Source organism: Micrococcus luteus, from assembly GCF_014138885.1.
Lineage (GTDB): Bacteria > Actinomycetota > Actinomycetes > Actinomycetales > Micrococcaceae > Micrococcus > Micrococcus luteus.
Map to the genome: position 1 here is coordinate 673,676 of NZ_JACJIK010000001.1, position 16,112 is coordinate 689,787.

At 73.2% G+C, this 16,112-nt stretch carries 12 protein-coding genes; 8 read left to right on the forward strand and 4 right to left on the reverse strand.

The features are described from left to right. The first annotated feature begins 113 nt into the window (after window positions 1-113). The 6 genes from thiC (at window position 114) to HDA34_RS03060 (ending at window position 7,345) form a co-directional block, all read left to right on the forward strand. The gene (gene thiC / locus HDA34_RS03035; RefSeq protein ID WP_036341386.1) at window positions 114-1,919 is read left to right on the forward strand and encodes a phosphomethylpyrimidine synthase ThiC; all 1,806 of its coding nucleotides are present in this window, start codon (window positions 114-116) and stop codon (window positions 1,917-1,919) included. A 368-nt stretch (window positions 1,920-2,287) separates the two neighbouring features. Next, window positions 2,288-3,208, forward strand: a complete 921-nt coding sequence (locus HDA34_RS03040) for a hypothetical protein (protein ID WP_049147226.1) — start codon at window positions 2,288-2,290, stop codon at window positions 3,206-3,208. Beyond that, window positions 3,205-4,341: a hypothetical protein gene (locus HDA34_RS03045; protein WP_233437059.1), complete on the forward strand. Its 1,137-nt coding sequence runs from the start codon at window positions 3,205-3,207 to the stop codon at window positions 4,339-4,341. Before HDA34_RS03040 ends, HDA34_RS03045 begins: the two co-directional genes overlap by 4 nt. Next, the gene (locus HDA34_RS03050; RefSeq protein ID WP_127435353.1) at window positions 4,341-5,012 is read left to right on the forward strand and encodes an ABC transporter ATP-binding protein; all 672 of its coding nucleotides are present in this window, start codon (window positions 4,341-4,343) and stop codon (window positions 5,010-5,012) included. The genes HDA34_RS03045 and HDA34_RS03050 overlap by 1 nt, the downstream gene beginning before the upstream one ends. A 105-nt stretch (window positions 5,013-5,117) precedes the next feature. After that, the gene (locus HDA34_RS03055) at window positions 5,118-5,867 is read left to right on the forward strand and encodes a DNA-3-methyladenine glycosylase I (RefSeq protein WP_020624982.1); all 750 of its coding nucleotides are present in this window, start codon (window positions 5,118-5,120) and stop codon (window positions 5,865-5,867) included. Between the two features lie 62 nt (window positions 5,868-5,929). Beyond that, the gene (locus HDA34_RS03060) at window positions 5,930-7,345 is read left to right on the forward strand and encodes an NAD-dependent succinate-semialdehyde dehydrogenase (RefSeq protein WP_060974184.1); all 1,416 of its coding nucleotides are present in this window, start codon (window positions 5,930-5,932) and stop codon (window positions 7,343-7,345) included. A 149-nt stretch (window positions 7,346-7,494) separates the two neighbouring features. Here the strand turns inward: HDA34_RS03060 and HDA34_RS03065 are convergent, their stop codons facing one another. Both HDA34_RS03065 and putP read right to left on the reverse strand, forming a co-directional pair. Next, complete coding sequence (locus HDA34_RS03065; RefSeq protein ID WP_127445977.1) at window positions 7,495-8,088, reverse strand: 2'-5' RNA ligase family protein; 594 nt, start codon at window positions 8,086-8,088, stop codon at window positions 7,495-7,497. Further along, entirely contained in the window at window positions 8,085-9,719 is a 1,635-nt protein-coding gene (gene putP, locus HDA34_RS03070) for a sodium/proline symporter PutP (RefSeq protein WP_060974186.1), read from the reverse strand. Before putP ends, HDA34_RS03065 begins: the two co-directional genes overlap by 4 nt. Window positions 9,720-9,816: 97 nt before the next feature. Between putP and hrpA the strand changes: the two genes are divergently transcribed. Then, entirely contained in the window at window positions 9,817-13,920 is a 4,104-nt protein-coding gene (gene hrpA, locus HDA34_RS03075) for an ATP-dependent RNA helicase HrpA (RefSeq protein WP_134376940.1), read from the forward strand. A 24-nt stretch (window positions 13,921-13,944) separates the two neighbouring features. Here hrpA and HDA34_RS03080 read toward each other — a convergent pair whose 3' ends face one another. Next, window positions 13,945-14,373 carry an HIT family protein gene (locus HDA34_RS03080; protein ID WP_060974188.1) on the reverse strand — a complete coding sequence of 143 codons (429 nt, stop codon included), beginning with the start codon at window positions 14,371-14,373 and terminating at the stop codon, window positions 13,945-13,947. A 45-nt stretch (window positions 14,374-14,418) separates the two neighbouring features. Next, complete coding sequence (locus HDA34_RS03085) at window positions 14,419-15,546, reverse strand: sulfurtransferase (RefSeq protein WP_134376942.1); 1,128 nt, start codon at window positions 15,544-15,546, stop codon at window positions 14,419-14,421. A 111-nt stretch (window positions 15,547-15,657) separates the two neighbouring features. Between HDA34_RS03085 and HDA34_RS03090 the strand changes: the two genes are divergently transcribed. Next, window positions 15,658-16,104, forward strand: a complete 447-nt coding sequence (locus HDA34_RS03090; RefSeq protein ID WP_036381728.1) for a Fur family transcriptional regulator — start codon at window positions 15,658-15,660, stop codon at window positions 16,102-16,104. The last annotated feature ends 8 nt before the right edge of the window (window positions 16,105-16,112 follow it).

Sequence of the window (16,112 nt, forward strand, 5' to 3'; positions counted from 1 at the left end):
CGCTCGCATCCCACGGGAGCCCCACGGCACGGGGCTGAGACCGGGCTGACGCCGCCCGGAGACCGTCTGAACCTGTCCGGGTCATTCCGGCGAAGGAAGAAGGAGCCGCGGCCATGTCCGTTTCCGAGCGCACCCCCCTGCCCGCAGCCGAGTCGACGGCCGAGGTCGTCGCCGAGGAGAACTACCCCACGCACCGTCTGGGATGGCTCGAGGACGCCGAGCACGGCATCCGCGTGCCCGTCACCGAGGTCCACCAGGACGACTCCCCCGACGGCACGCCCAACGCGCCCCTGACCGTCTACCGCACCATGGGCCCGGGCTCCGTGCCCGAGCGCGGCCTGCCGGCCCAGCGCGCCGAGTGGATCCGCGCCCGCGGCGACGTCGAGGAGTACGAGGGCCGCGAGCGCGACCTGCTCGACGACGGCCGCTCGGCCGTGCGCCGCGGCGCCGCCTCACAGGAGTGGGCCGGCGAGCGCCGCCCCCCGCTGCGCGCCAAGGAGGGCGCGCGCGTCACCCAGATGCACTACGCCCGGCGCGGCGAGATCACCCCGGAGATGCGCTACGTCGCCCTGCGCGAGGGCGTGGACGTGGAGCTGGTGCGCTCCGAGGTCGCGGCCGGCCGCGCCATCATCCCGGCGAACGTGAACCACCCCGAGTCGGAGCCGATGATCATCGGCAAGGCGTTCGCCGTGAAGGTCAACGCGAACATCGGCAACTCGGCGGTGACGTCGTCGATCGCCGAGGAGGTCTCGAAGCTGCAGTGGGCCACCCGCTGGGGCGCGGACACCGTGATGGACCTGTCCACGGGCGACGACATCCACACCACCCGCGAGTGGATCCTGCGCAACTCCCCCGTGCCGATCGGCACCGTGCCGATCTACCAGGCCCTCGAGAAGGTCGGCGGCGACCACCAGGCCCTGACCTGGGAGATCTTCCGCGACACCGTGATCGAGCAGTGCGAGCAGGGCGTGGACTACATGACCGTGCACGCCGGCGTGCTGCTGCGCCACGTGCCGCTGTCCGCGGACCGCGTGACCGGCATCGTCTCCCGCGGCGGCTCGATCATGGCCGGCTGGTGCCTGGGCCACCACAAGGAGAACTTCCTCTACGAGAACTACGACGAGCTCTGCGAGATCTTCGCGCGCTACGACGTCGCGTTCTCCCTGGGCGACGGCCTGCGGCCGGGCTCCGTGGCGGACGCCAACGACGCCGCCCAGTTCGCCGAGCTCGACACGCTCGCCGAGCTGACGGAGCGGGCGTGGGCGTACGACGTCCAGGTCATGGTGGAGGGCCCCGGCCACATCCCGCTGCACCTGGTGCGGGAGAACGTGGAGCGCCAGCAGGAGCTGTGCAAGGGCGCCCCGTTCTACACGCTCGGCCCCCTCGTCACGGACATCGCCCCGGCGTACGACCACATCACCTCGGCCATCGGCGCCACCGAGATCGCCCGCTACGGCACCGCGATGCTCTGCTATGTCACGCCCAAGGAGCACCTGGGCCTGCCGGACCGGGACGACGTGAAGACGGGCGTGATCACCTACAAGATCGCCGCGCACGCCGCCGACGTCGCCAAGGGCCACCCCGGCGCCCGCGACCGCGATGACGCGCTGTCCAAGGCGCGCTTCGAGTTCCGCTGGCGCGACCAGTTCGGCCTCGGCCTGGATCCGCAGCTCGCCGAGGAGTACCACGACGAGACGCTGCCGGCCGAGCCCGCCAAGACCGCCCACTTCTGCTCGATGTGCGGGCCGAAGTTCTGCTCCATGCGCATCAGCCAGGACATCCGCAGCGAGTTCGGCGGCGCGTCCGAGCAGGCGCGGATCGCCGAGGCCGGCATGGCCGCGAAGTCCGCGGAGTTCCGGGCCGCCGGCGGGTCCGTGTACCTGCCCGAGCCGACGATCCGCACCGCCTCGGACGCCTGAGGCCGGACGCGGGGTGAGGTGGGGCGGGATGGCCCGCCCCTGCGCCACCTGACGATCGCGTCATGACCTGAGGGCCGCCACCAGGTCATGACGCGATCGCCAGGACAAGGCCCTCCGGGACGGCGAAGGCGCGGCCCCACGGACGGGGCAGTGCGCTCGGTGGTCGATCGAGTGGTGATGCCTCTTGACTCACACACACTGGGCTCACTATTCCGTCAGGCCCCTGTGATGCGTGTCCCATTCGCCCACAGGAATTGAGTGGATGGAATATGACGTGAAAGTCGACATGACCCCGCCGGTCCGCACCCCAGGGGCGCTTCCCAGGTGAGGCATCATCCAGCCGCTCAGCTCTCCTCGGGCCAGCCGTGATGACCCGGATGCTCGTCTCGAGATTCCTCCTTCTCCTGATCACGCTCGGAACAGCAGCGCTCCTCGCGTCCTACGTCGGGGTGGAGAAGGAGGAACGCTGGCGCATGGACGGCACGGTGTACGAGATCTCGGCATTCCCCGCCGGCGAGGCCTGGCCCATGATCCGGACGTCGCTGACGGGACCGGACTCCGGCTCTGCGGCCACGTCCACGAGCCCCCACGTGACTGCCCTCGCCGGCCGACCTGCTCTGGACGTGCTCCCGGATGGCGTCGCCCCGACCGCGGTCGTCCCCAGCACCTCCCCCTTTGCCGCACGTGCCGCTGCGGGCGAACTGAGCTGGCCGGACGTCGATCGGGTCGTCGTCCGAGACCTCTCCTCCGCGCCGGATCGCGCCACCGAAGCAGACCTCCTGGTCCCGTTCCTCTCCACCGACAGTTCGTCCCTTGCCGGCGTGATCGGCGGCTCACCGGCCCAGGTCGACGAGCTCGTCCAATCGCTGCGGCGGGCCGGTGTCGTCGTCGACGTCGTCCCGCTCCCGCCGCCGTGGGAGGCAGCGATGCGACGCAGTGTCCATGTGCCCCTGCTCGCCGTGATCGCCGGCTTCGCCCTGCTGGGCGCCCAGGTCGTCTGGCGCACGACCCTGCGCAGTCGACTGCTCCCTGCCGTCACCTCGCACCGCCTCGTCGGTGCCTCCCCACTGCGAGCGGCCCGGCTCGGTGTCCGGCCCGCCATGGTCGCCTGGACGACCGCCGCCGCGAGTGCCGGCGGAGTCTGGCTCGTGGCATGGCCCCGGTGGGACGCGGAGATCGGGCTCACGGGGGACACCGCTCTCCTCTGGTCCGCCGTGCTCGTCGTGGACGCCATCCTCATCCTCGGCACGACCCTGTCCACCCTCTGGGTCCGAAGGGCACACGCATGACGGCAGCCATGCGGGCCGTTGCGGACGGCCTCCGCGACCTGTTCGACACGCCCGGACTGCTGTTCCTGTCCCTGCTGCACACGACCGTGGCGTCGGTCGTGTTCGGACTGGCCCTGGGCGTCGCCGGCGGAGTGACCACGGCGCTCGAGGTGCTCGAGGACGCCGAGTCGTCGGGCCTGGTGGCAACCAGGATCCTGGACCCCGCCGTCACGACCGACCTCCACCCCCGCGCCGTCGACACCGTCTCCCGGGCGTTCGCCGCCCATGTCGACGGAGTCGACCCCCGTGCCTTCCTCGTGACGGACGCCATCGGAATCGAGGACCCCCGGCTGCAGGGGGCGGTCATCGCCACGCCTGGTCTGGCCCGGGAGTTCAACGCCGCTGCTGCCGTCAGTCCCGCCGAGGGTGTGTACTTCGCTCCCGCCGCGATCACCTCCGGGGCACCGGGCGGCACCGTGTACGTGGGGTCCACACCCCACAGCTATGCCGGCCCACTCCCCGGGGACGCGGCCGCGCCGCGGGCCGACGGATCCCTCTGGCCCCTGGGTGAGTCGCCCGTCATCGTCACCAGCACGACGACCATGGCCGGCCTGATCGAACCGGCCCAGCTCGCGGCGGTCTACGGTTCCGTCGTGGCATGCCAGGACGCGGCCTCCGAGGTGAGAGCGGCACTCGACGTCCTCGAGGACGAGACGGGCGTGGTCGCCGAGTTGGCCCCGATCGCCTCGGCCAGGTCTCCGATCGCCCGAGAAGCCCGCGGTGCCGCGCTCATGGTCACCGCCTACACCGCCGGGCTTGCCAGCGCCGTCGTGACGGTGGTGAGCCTCCTGACGACCATGACCCGTCGACTCACGCCCACGTGGCTGGCGCACCTGACGGTCGGGGCGCCCAGACGACTGATCCGGCTCCGGATCGCCACATCCGTGGCCGCGGTATGGGGCATTCCGGCCGTGCTCGGATCGTTGCTCGGCCTCGGCATCGCCTCGGAAGCGGGCGGACTGCGTCCGGCGCCTGCCGTCGTCGTGGTCGGGCTGGCGGTCGTCTTGGCGATCGCCGCTGCGTGCACCCGTCATCCCCTCCGCCAGCTGCACCGGGCCGTCCGCACGGCGGCACTCGTCGAAAGGACCGTGTGATGTCCCTGCTCACCGTGCACGACGTACACCGCTCCTACCGCGGCCCCGCCGGGGATGTCCCCGTGCTCCGCGGCGTCTCGCTCCAGGTCCCCGGGGGCGGCGTCCACGCGATCATGGGACCCTCCGGGTCCGGCAAGTCGACCCTGCTGCGGCTCCTCGCCTGCCTTGACACACCGGACGCCGGGAGCATCCGTGTGGCCGGGCGGAGCCTGCCGGCACCGCGGTCGTCCGACGGCGACGCCTACCGGAACCGGACGTGCGGCATCGTGCTCCAGGACCATCTGCTCATCGATCGGGCGACCGCCGTGGACAACGCGGCCCTGCCGCTGCTCTACGCGCGGCCGCGCACCTCGAAGCGGGAGCGCCGCACCATGGCCGCCGAGCTTCTGACGCGCCTCGGGCTCGGAGACCGTCTCCACCACCCCGTCGGCCGGCTCTCCGGCGGCGAGCGCCAGCGCGTGGCCATCGCCCGGGCCGTGATCATGGGGCCCTCCCTGCTGCTCGCCGACGAGCCGACGGGCGCCCTGGACGAGGAGCGCACCGACGAGGTGATGGGGCTCTTCCGCTCCATGTCCCAGCCGGAGCGGGCGATCGTGGTCGTCACGCACGACCCCGCCGTGGCGGCCCGGTGCGACCACACGTGGCGGCTGCGGGCCGGGCGGCTCGAGTGACGAGGTCCGGCCGTGCCTCCTGCACAGGTGTCCGCAGACGGCGTGGCGTCCCCGGGCGTCGCGTTCCGGTTCCGGATGTCCGGGGCCGCTCCTAGGCTCGGATGCATGAGCGCGCACCACGCCGACGACGGCCTCCCCGCCCCCGTCTCCACCCTCGCCGAGGATCCACCGGCCGACGGGCGACAGGCGCCGCCGAGTGGCGTCGTCGTGGGTGAGGACGGGCGGGCCCGCCCGCCGTGGGCGGCACGGGATCCGCTGCTGCGGGAGTACTACGACACGGAGTGGGGCCTGCCCGTCACGGACGAGCGGGGCCTGTTCGAGCGCCTCGTCCTCGAGGCGTTCCAGTCGGGCCTGAGCTGGCGGACCGTCCTGGCCAAGCGGCCCCGGTTCCGGGAGGTGTTCGCGGGCTTCGACGCGGACGCCGTCGCGGCGTTCGGGGACGCGGAGGTCGAGGCGCTGCTGGCGGACCCCGGCATCATCCGGAACCGGCGCAAGATCGAGGCGGCGATCGCGAACGCGCAGGCCGTCGTCGGGATGCGCGGCGAGCGGTTCACCCCGCTGCACCCGGGCTCCCCCGGCGCGGGCCCCGCCTGGCACGGCGACGGCGACCGGCCGGCCCGCGGTCTGGCGGGGCTGGTCTGGGCGCACCAGCCTGCCGCGACCCCACGGCCGGAGACGGTGGCGCAGGTCCCCTCGGCCTCGGAGGAGTCGCGCGCGCTCGCGAGGGCGCTGAAGGCGCACGGCTGCCGATTCGTGGGGCCGACCACGTGCTTCGCCCTGATGGAGGCCGCCGGGGTCGTGGACACCCACCTTCTCGGCTCGTGGCGAAGAGGGGCGTCCGGGATCTGGGAGTGAGCGGGGCCTCCGGCAGGATGGGGAGCTGACCGCAGGACGTCCACACGAAAGGGTGACGACTGATGACCACCACCTCCGCCTCTCAGGGCTACCGCACGATCAACCCGGCCACCGGGGAGCTGCTGAAGTCCTTCGACAACGCCACGGATCAGCAGATCGCCGACGCCCTCGACGCCTCGCAGGCCGCCTACGAGCAGTGGTCCCGGAAGTCGGTGGCCGAGCGCGCCGCCGTCGTGAAGCGGATCTCCGAGCTGCTGGCCGAGCGCTCCAAGGACATCGCTGCGCTGATCACCACGGAGATGGGCAAGGCCCTCGGCGCGGCGGTCGGCGAGGTGCGCTACAGCGCCCAGATCTTCGGGTACTACGCGGACGAGGCCGAGGAGCTGCTCGCGGACCAGCCGATCAAGCAGTTCTCCGGGCAGGAGGCGTTCGTCCAGCGGCTGCCGATCGGCCCGCTGCTGGGGATCATGCCGTGGAACTTCCCGGTGTACCAGGTGGCCCGTTTCGTGGCGCCGAACCTCGTGCTCGGCAACACCATCCTGCTCAAGCACGCCGAGATCAACCCGCAGGTGGCGCAGCTGCTGGAAGAGCTCTTCACCGAGGCCGGCCTGCCGGAGTGCGTGTACCAGAACCTGTTCGCCACCCACGACCAGATCTCCACGATCATCGCCGATCCGCGCGTGCAGGGCGTGTCCCTCACCGGTTCGGAGCGGGCCGGCGCCGCCGTCGCCGAGCAGGCCGGCCGGCACCTCAAGAAGGTCGTCCTCGAGCTCGGCGGCTCCGATCCGTACATCGTGCTCTCCGCGCCGGACGCCCGCGCGGCCGCCCGCGACGCACTGGCCACCCGGATGGGCAACTGGGGCCAGGCCTGCAACTCGAACAAGCGCATGATCGTCATGGAGGACCTCTACGACGACTTCGTGGACGAGCTGGTCCAGCGCTCCTCGGCGATGAAGCCCGGCGACCCGACCTCGCGCGACGCCGACGTCTACGGCCCGCTGTCCTCCGAGTCCGCGGCCGACGGGCTCACCGAGCAGATCGCCGCGGCCAAGGAGGCCGGCGCCACCGTCCACGTGGGCGGCGAGCGCGTCTCCGGCCCGGAGGGCGAGGGCTTCTACGTCTCCCCGGCCGTGATCACGGACGTGGACCAGGAGAACCCCGCCTACACGCAGGAGCTGTTCGGCATGGCCGCCGTGGTCTACAAGGTGTCCTCGGCCGAGGAGGCCGTGGCGCTGGCCAACGACTCCCAGTACGGTCTCGGCGGCGCCGTGTTCTCCACGGACCTGGACGAGGCCAAGCGCGTGGCCGACCAGCTCGAGGTGGGGATGGCGAACGTGAACCTCGCCTCCGCCGCCGGCGCGAACCTGCCCTTCGGCGGCGTGAAGCGCTCGGGCTTCGGCCGCGAGCTCGGCCCCATGGCCGTGGACGAGTTCGCCAACAAGCGCCTCTACGCGGTGCAGGGCCCGCTGGAGAGCTGACCCCGGGCCGGGTCGGCCGGATGGGTCTCCCGCTCCGTCCGGCCCGTCGGCCGCCTGACGCACACAGAGTGGTCACGACGTGCCGTCACCGGAGTCCGGTGACGGCACGTCGTGACCACTCTGTTCGTCGGGGCCTGCTCGTCGGCCCCTCAGCCGCGCAGCGGGACGGTCGCCAGCACCTCGTGCAGCGGCCCGCCGGAGCGGCCCTCGCCGAGCCGGGACGCCACGACCTCGACCTCGTCGGCGGTCCACTGCGGCCCGCGGTACACCGTGAGCGCGTGCACGGCCTCGGCCAGCAGGACGGTGGCCGGTGCCGGCGGACGGGGCTCGCCCCGCCTCCGACCCCGAGGTCGGGGCGCGGCCCCCGAGACCCGCGCCACGGTGAGATGGGCACGCCGGCGGTCCTGGCCGTCGTCGTCGGCGAGCCAGGGCTCCGCCAGAAGCGCGCCGAGTTCCCGGACCTGCCCGCCCACCCCCACCCAGAGCGTGCGGTGGGAGAACTCCCCCGCTCCGGCCAGGTGCAGGTCCAGCGGGGCATGTCCCACCGCGATACGGCCGGCTTCGGTGACGACGTCGTCCACGGCGCCGGCGGGCACCTCCGGGTGGAACGCCAGCGTCAGGTGCCGCTGCTCCGGCTCGGTCCAGCGCAGCACGCGCCCGGCCCGGTCCCGGACGCCGTCGAGGGCCGGCTCGAGGTGGTCGAGCGCGGCCCTCGGCGGACGGATCGCGAGGAAGAGCCTCACGCCTGCGCGCGCGGATCCGCGGCGGCTGCGGTCGAGCCCCCGGCGGCGTCCCGCGTCATGGCGGCCGGGGCCACGTCCGGGTGCGGCTCGCGGCCGGCCACGATGTCGATCGCGCCGGTGAACTCGGCGTCGATCCGCCGCTGCACACGGCGCGAGCGCTGGGTCACGAGGGACACCACCACACCCACCAGGAGGGCGGCGACGAAGCCCGGCAGCAGCTCGTACAGGCCGAACCACTCCCACGTCTCGGCACTGGCCTCGGACCAGAACCAGGCGACGGCGGCGCCGGTGACCATGGCGGCCATCGCCCCCCACGAGGTGAACCGCGGCCAGTACAGGGCGAGCAGGATCACGGGGCCGAAGGCGGCGCCGAAGCCGGCCCACGCGAAGGAGACGAGCTCGAGCACGGAGGAGTCCGGGTTGAGGGCGAGCAGACCCGCCACGAGCGCCACCACCAGCACGCCGATGCGGCCGAGCCACAGGGTGAACGTCGGGGACCCGGTGCGCCCGCGCAGCATGTAGAGGTCCTCCACCAGGGCGGAGGAGCACACGATCAGCTGCGAGGAGAGCGTGGACATGATCGCGGCGAGGACGGCGGCCAGCACCAGGCCGGCCACGAACGGGTGGAACATGATCGAGGCCAGCACGAGGAACACGGTCTCCGGGTCCTCGAGCGTGGTGCCGGGGTTGGCCTGGAAGTAGGCGATGCCGACGAGGGCGACCATCACGGCGCCGAACACGGACAGCGCCATCCAGCCGATGCCGACGCGCCGGGCGACGGCCGCGTCGTGCGGGGTGCGCAGGGCCATGAAGCGGACGATGATGTGCGGCTGGCCGAAGTAGCCCAGGCCCCAGGCGAGGGAGGACAGGACGCCGATCAGCGTCGCGTTCTCGAACATCGAGAAGTGGTTCACTCCGCCGCCGGCGGCGTCGGCGGCGCGGATGCCCTCGACGACGGCGTCCCAGCCGCCCATGGTCAGGATCACGACGATGGGCACGGCCAGCAGGGAGAGGAACATGAGGATGCCCTGGGCCACATCTGTCAGCGAGGCGCCGAGGAAGCCGCCGAACAGGGTGTAGAGCACCGTGATGCCCGCCACCACGAGCATGCCGGTGAGGTAGTTGATGCTGATGCCCTGGGCGTAGAAGGAGTCGGGGCCGAAGGTCGACTCGACGAACTTGCCGCCGGCCACCATGCCCGAGGAGACGTAGAAGGTGAAGAACACGAGGATGATCAGGCCGGCCACGATCCGCAGGATGTGCGTGCGGTCCTTGAACCGGTTCTCGAGGAAGGACGGGATCGTGATCGAGTTCCCGGCCACCTCGGTGTAGGAGCGCAGGCGGGGGGCGACCACGCGCCAGTTCACCCACGCGCCCACGGTCAGGCCGACCGCCATCCAGCCCTCGACCAGGCCCGCGGCGTAGATCGCGCCGGGCAGGCCCATCAGGAGCCACCCGGACATGTCGGACGCACCCGCGGAGAGCGCCGCGACGGACGGCTTCATGTCGCGTCCGGCGAGCATGTAGTCGTCGAGGTCGGTGTTCTTGCGGGAGGCGTACAGGCCGATCGCGATCATCGCGAGGAAATAGAGGCCGATCGCCGCTAGCAGGGAGACGGTGTTCGTGTCCATGGGCTCCAGAGAATCACATCCGGACTCTCAGCCCCAGTCCCGGATTCGCCCCGTCCGGGTCGGCCCGGGCCCCCGCGCGCCTAGGATGGAGGCCGTCATGACGCAGACTCCCCCGCCCTCCACGCCCGCCGCGCAGCCGTCGGCGACGCCCCACGACGCCGCCGCGATCACGTTCCCCGAACACCTGCCGGTGGCGGAGCGCCGTGAGGAGATCATGGCCGCGATCCGCGACCACCAGGTGGTGATCGTCGCGGGCGAGACCGGCTCGGGCAAGACCACGCAGCTGCCGAAGATGTGCCTGGCCCTCGGGCTCGGGGAGGCCGGCTCGATCGGCCACACCCAGCCCCGGCGCATCGCCGCCCGCTCCGTGGCCGAACGCATCGCGCAGGAGCTGGGCGAGGAGATCGGGCAGACGGTCGGCTACCAGGTCCGCTTCACGACGCAGACCTCGAAGGCCACCCGGGTCAAGGTCATGACGGACGGCATCCTGCTGGCCGAGATCCCCCACGACCCGCAGCTGCGCCGCTACTCCGTGATCATCGTGGACGAGGCCCACGAGCGCAGCCTCAACATCGACTTCCTCCTGGGCTACCTGCGCAACCTGCTGCCCCAGCGCCCGGACCTGAAGGTGATCATCACCTCGGCCACCATCGACCCGGAGCGCTTCGCCCGGCACTTCGGCCGGCCGCTGGCCGCGGGCGAGGACCCTGCGGACGCGGTGGAGGCCGACGACGGCGGCCGCGTGGTCCCGGCGCCGATCATCGAGGTCTCGGGGCGCACCTACCCCGTCGAGATCCGCTACCGGCCGCTGACCGACGAGCCCTCCCCCGACGACCCCGAGGACGATGCGGACGACGCCGCCGAGACCCGCGACCCCCTCGACGCGATCGGCGACGCCGTCCTCGAGCTGGCCGCCGAGCCGCCGGGTGACATCCTCGTGTTCCTGCCGGGCGAGCGGGAGATCCGCGAGGCCGCGGACCACCTGACCGGCGTCGTCGCCGGCACCACGCGCCTGGCCGGCACGGAGATCCTGCCGCTGTTCGGCCGCCTGTCCATGGCGGAGCAGCACCGCGTGTTCGGCCGCGCCGGGGCCGGGGTGCGCCGGCGGATCGTGCTGGCCACGAACGTCGCCGAGACCTCCCTGACCGTGCCGGGCATCAAGTACGTGATCGACACGGGCACCGCGCGCATCTCGCGGTACTCGCACCGCACCAAGGTGCAGCGCCTGCCGATCGAGCGTGTCTCCCAGGCCAGCGCGAACCAGCGCGCGGGCCGGTCCGGCCGCACCTCGGACGGCATCGCGATCCGCCTGTACTCGGAGGAGGACTACCTCTCCCGCCCCGAGTTCACGGACCCGGAGATCCTGCGCACCTCCCTGGCCTCGGTGATCCTGCAGATGCTGTCCCTCGGTGTGGCCCGCACCCCGGGCGACGTCAAGGAGTTCCCCTTCGTCCAGCCCCCGGACGGCCGACAGGTCACCGACGGCGCCACCACGCTCACCGAGCTCGGCGCGCTCGAGGCCGGCGGCGCCCGCGCCGGCACCATCACCCGGGTCGGACGCCGCCTGGCCCGTCTGCCCGTTGACCCGCGGCTGGGCCGCATGATCCTCGAGGCCGGTGAACGCGGCTGCGTCCGGGAGGTCATGGTGATCGCCGCGGCCCTGACCATCCAGGACCCCCGCGAGCGCCCCACGGAGCAGCGCGAGGCCGCGGACGAGCTGCACCGCCGGTTCGCGGACGAGAACTCGGACTTCTCCGCGATCCTGAACCTCTGGGCCTACCTGCACGAGCGGCAGAAGGAGCTCTCCGGCTCCCAGTTCCGCAAGCTGTGCCGCCGTGAGCACATCAACTGGCTGCGCGTGCAGGAGTGGCAGGACCTGGTGCGCCAGCTGCGCCAGCTCGCCAAGGACGTGGGCCTCACCGTCGAGTCCGGACCCGTGGACCCGGTCGGCCGGCACGAGGCCGTGCACAAGTCCCTGCTCACCGGCCTGCTCTCGCAGATCGGCGCCTACGACGAGCGCCGTCGCGAGTACGTGGGCGCCCGCGGCACCCGCTTCGCCGTGTTCCCCGGCTCCGCCCTGTTCAAGAAGCGCCACCCGTTCGTCATGGCCGCCGAGCTCGTGGAGACCTCCCGGCTGTGGGCGCGCACGGTGGCCCGGATCGAGCCGGAGTGGGCCGAGGAGGTCGCCGGCCACCTCGTCAAGCGGACCTACAACGAGCCGCACTGGTCGCGGCGGGCGGGCTCCGTCGTCGCGCGCGAGAAGGTGACGCTGTTCGGCGTCACCCTGATCCCGGACCGCTCGGTCCGGTACGGCCGGATCGACCCGGAGCTCTCCCGCGAGCTGTTCATCCGGCACGCCCTCGTGGAGGGCGACTGGCGCACACGCCACCGGTTCTTCGCCCGCAACCGGGCTGCGCTCGAGGAGGTCGACGCCCTCGAGACGCGCCTGCGCCGCCGCGACCTGCGGATCGGGGACGAGGACCTGTTCGCCTTCTACGACGCGCGGATCCCGGGAAACGTCGTCTCCGAGCGGCACTTCGACGCGTGGTGGAAGAAGGCGCGCCAGGATCAGCCGGACCTGCTGGACCTCGACGTCGCCGCCCTGCTCACCGCCGACGCCGAGGACCTGGACACCGACGCGTTCCCCACCACGTTCACGTATCCGATGCCCGGCGGCGACGTGGAGCTCGACCTCGAGTACACGTACGACCCGACCGGCGCGGCCGGCACCGACGGCGTGACCGTGGCCGTGCCGATCCTGCTGCTCAACCAGGTCTCCCCCGACCCCTTCGCGTGGCTGGTCCCCGGCCTGCGGGTCGAGCTCGTCACCGCCCTCATCAAGGCGTTGCCCAAGGCCGTGCGCAAGAACCTCGTGCCCGCCCCGGACGTGGCCCAGCAGCTCGTCGCGGACCTCGAGGCCCACGCCGACCCGCTGCGGGACGAGCTGCCGGACGCGCTGTCCGCGGCCGTGCGCCGGGTGCGCGGCGTGGTGGTGGAGCCCGGACTGTGGGCCCTGGACGCGGTGCCCCTGCACCTGCGGATGGACTACCGCGTCGTGGACGCCCGCGGCGCCGTGATGGGCGCCGGCCAGGACCTGCCCGCGCTGCAGGCCCGGCTCGCGCAGGCCAACCGCTCCGCGATCGCCGCCCGGCTCGCCGGCACCGACGACCCCGCCTCGGCCCGGCCGGGGCCGCGCGGCAAGGGCCGCGGCGGCCGTGCCCAGGCCGACGCGCGGGCCGGGGCCGAGGGACGCCGTCGCCCGGAGGGCCCCGGGCGGTCCGGCGCGACGCCGGCCTTCGAGGAGCGGCACGGGCTGACCTCGTGGAGCATCGGCACGGTGCCGAAGACCGTCTCCACCGCGGCCGGGGCGCGCGGCCCCGCCATCACGGGCTACCCGAGCCTGGTGCCCGAGACCACGCCCGACGGCGGCCCCGCGGCCGGCCTGACCGTGGCCCGGTCCGCGGAGGACCAGGCGGCCTGGCACCGGGCCGGGGTGATCCGGCTGCTGCTGGCCACCCTGCCCAGCCCACAGCGCTACGTGCTGGACCACCTGGACAACAGGGAGAAGCTCACCTTCACCCAGAACCCGCACGGCTCGGTGGACTCCCTCGTCGCGGACTGCACCCAGGCCGCCGTGGACCGTCTCGTCGGGGACGAGCTGCCGTTCGACGAGGCCGCGTTCCGCGCCCTGTTCGACCGGGTGCGGGCCGACCTGATCGACACGGTCTTCGCCGTCACGTCCCTGGTGGAGCAGGTGCTCTCCCGGGCCGCGCAGGTGCGACGCCGGCTCAAGGACTCGGTCTCGCTCGCCCTCGCACCGGCGCTGTCGGACGTGAAGGCACACCTCGAGCAGCTCGTGTTCCCCGGCTTCGTGGCCGCCACGGGCTGGGAGCGGCTGCAGCACCTGCCGCGCTACCTGCAGGGCATGCTGACGCGCCTGGACCGGCTGGACGCCGGGGGCCACCTGCAGCGCGACGGGCAGCACATGGCGGTGGTGCAGGGGCTCGAGGACGAGTTCGACGCCGCCGTCGCGGCCCATCGCGCCCGGTTCGCGGGCACGCCCGTCCCCGCGGAGCTGGAGCGGGTGCGCTGGCTCATCGAGGAGCTGCGCGTCTCGTTCTTCGCCCATGAGCTGGGCACGGCGGTCTCGGTCTCCGAGAAGCGGGTGCGTCAGGCGCTCGCCCGTGCCACGCGCGCCTGAGCCGGGTCCGGGCGGCGCGGGCCGTCAGTCCTGCGGGACGACCTCGCCGTGGCCCAGGTCCCGCAGGGCCGCGCGGAGGCGGGCGGCGGCGTCGTCCAGGTCTGCCGGATCGGGGGCGTTGTCCACGCGGGCCAGGTCGAAGTCGGCGAGCGAGGTGGAGGGCCACACGTGCACGTGCAGGTGCGGGATCTCGTAGCCGGCGATCATGAGCCCGGCCCGGCGCGCGGAGAACGCCGCCACCTGCGCCTTGCCGATCTGCTGGGCGACGGTCGTCAGGTGCGTGACCAGCGCCGGGTCGACCTCCACCCATTCGTCCACCTCCTCACGGGGCACCACGAGCGTGTGCCCCGGCTGGAGCGGTGCGGCGGACAGGAACGCGACGCACGTCTGGTCCTGCCACACGAAGCGGGCGGGCAGCTCGCCGGCGACGATCCTGCTGAAGACGGTGGCCATGGGGGGTCCTCCTGAGGGGTCGGCGGGGCGGGGCCCCGGGGCTCATCACTCCCGGCCGGACGCGCCGTAGGGCTCGGGGCCGACCGCGACGGCGTTGGACGGGTCCTGGACCCATGCTGACCACGAACCCGGGTAGAGCGCCACTCCGGGTCGCCCCGCGACGGCCAGGGTGAGCACGGCGTGCGCCGCGGTGATGCCCGAGCCGCAGTACACGGCGACGGGAGTGGCGTCGTCCACGCCGACGGCGTCGAACCGCTCCGCCAGCTCCGCGGCGGGCCGCAGGCGACCGTCCTCGGCGATGCTCTCCGCCGTGGGCGCGTTCCGCGCCCCGGGGATGTGACCGGCCACGGGGTCGAAGGGCTCGACCTCCCCGCGGTAGCGCTCGGCCGCCCGCGCGTCGAGGAGCAGACCGCCGGAGGCCATCGCCTCGGCGCCGGCCGTGTCCACGACGGGCATGCGGCCCCACGACGGCCGGGCGGTGCCGGGCACCGGGATGACCTCGCCGGGCTGCAGGGGCAGGCCCGCGGCGCGCCACGCCTCGAGGCCGCCGTCCAGGAGCACGGAGTCCCGCAGCCCCGCGTGGCGCAGCAGCCACCAGGCGCGCGCGGCGGACAGGCCGTGGTCGTCGTCGTAGACCACGATGGTGTCCCCCTCGTCGATCCCCCACATCCGCACGGTCTCCGCGAACTGGCGCGCGTCCGGCAGGGGGTGGCGCCCCGCCGCCGGACCGGCGTGGCCGGCGAGCTGGCTGGGCAGGGAGACGTAGACGGCGCCGGGCAGATGGCCCTGGAGATAGGCGGCGTGGTCCGGCCCGCCCCCCGTGGCCCGGAACCGGACGTCGAGCAGGATCACCCGGTTCGGGCGGCATCGGCCCGGCTGGGCGTAGGCAGGGCCCCCGGGCACCGGCGGCAGGTCCTCGACGGGGGCCAGGCCGAGCCAGCCGGCCAGCACGTCCACCGTCACCAGGGTGGGCGGCTCGGCGGCCTCAGGGTCGACGCCGTCGATGTCCGCGTCGGGGTCGCCGCCGGCGTCATGGGACGAGGACGGGGCCGCCGTGGGCGCCGGGACCACGCGGCCCTGCCCCTCGTCGACGACGATCAGCGGGTCGGGTCGATCGGGGGCGGCGCCGTCGCGGTCCGGGACAGGGGATGGGTCCGGGGTCTCGCTGTGCACCCGGACACCCTACTCCACGCCCCCTTCGGCGTCGCTGATAACCTGGAGGATGGCCCGCGCGGACCTGTTCCGGACCGCGCGGAGGAGGCGGCAGCCGCCGCAGAAGGAGTCGTGAGCACCGTGAGCGCCCCCGAGCCCAGCCCCCGTGCCGCCCGTCCCCGGGCGACCCGGCAGAAGGCCGCCGTCGACCGAGCCCTGGACCGCATCCCGGACTTCGTGAGCGCGCAGGAGCTCCATGCCCGCCTCCAGGACCAGGGCGAACGCGTCTCGCTGGCCACCGTGTACCGGACCCTGCAGCAGCAGCTCGACGACGGGCTCGTGGACATGCTCCGCCGCGACGACGGCGAGTCCGTGTACCGCCGGTGCGAGGACGAGGGCCACCATCACCACCTGGTGTGCCGGATCTGCTGGACCACCGTCGAGGTCACCGCCCCCCACGTCGAGGCATGGGCCACCGCCGTCGCCGCGGAGCACGGCTTCACGGACGCGGACCACACGGTGGAGATCACCGGTGTGTGTGCCCGCTGCCGGGCCGAGGGGCGCACCCGCGCGGCCTGACCCCGGGC

Coding starts and splice junctions, on each gene's coding strand:
- thiC (WP_036341386.1), top strand. CDS start 114: ATGTCCGTTTCCGAGCGCACCCCCCTGCCCGCAGCCGAGTCGACGGCC.
- HDA34_RS03040 (WP_049147226.1), top strand. CDS start 2,288: ATGACCCGGATGCTCGTCTCGAGATTCCTCCTTCTCCTGATCACGCTC.
- HDA34_RS03045 (WP_233437059.1), top strand. CDS start 3,205: ATGACGGCAGCCATGCGGGCCGTTGCGGACGGCCTCCGCGACCTGTTC.
- HDA34_RS03050 (WP_127435353.1), top strand. CDS start 4,341: ATGTCCCTGCTCACCGTGCACGACGTACACCGCTCCTACCGCGGCCCC.
- HDA34_RS03055 (WP_020624982.1), top strand. CDS start 5,118: ATGAGCGCGCACCACGCCGACGACGGCCTCCCCGCCCCCGTCTCCACC.
- HDA34_RS03060 (WP_060974184.1), top strand. CDS start 5,930: ATGACCACCACCTCCGCCTCTCAGGGCTACCGCACGATCAACCCGGCC.
- putP (WP_060974186.1), bottom strand. CDS start 9,719: ATGGACACGAACACCGTCTCCCTGCTAGCGGCGATCGGCCTCTATTTC.
- hrpA (WP_134376940.1), top strand. CDS start 9,817: ATGACGCAGACTCCCCCGCCCTCCACGCCCGCCGCGCAGCCGTCGGCG.
- HDA34_RS03080 (WP_060974188.1), bottom strand. CDS start 14,373: ATGGCCACCGTCTTCAGCAGGATCGTCGCCGGCGAGCTGCCCGCCCGC.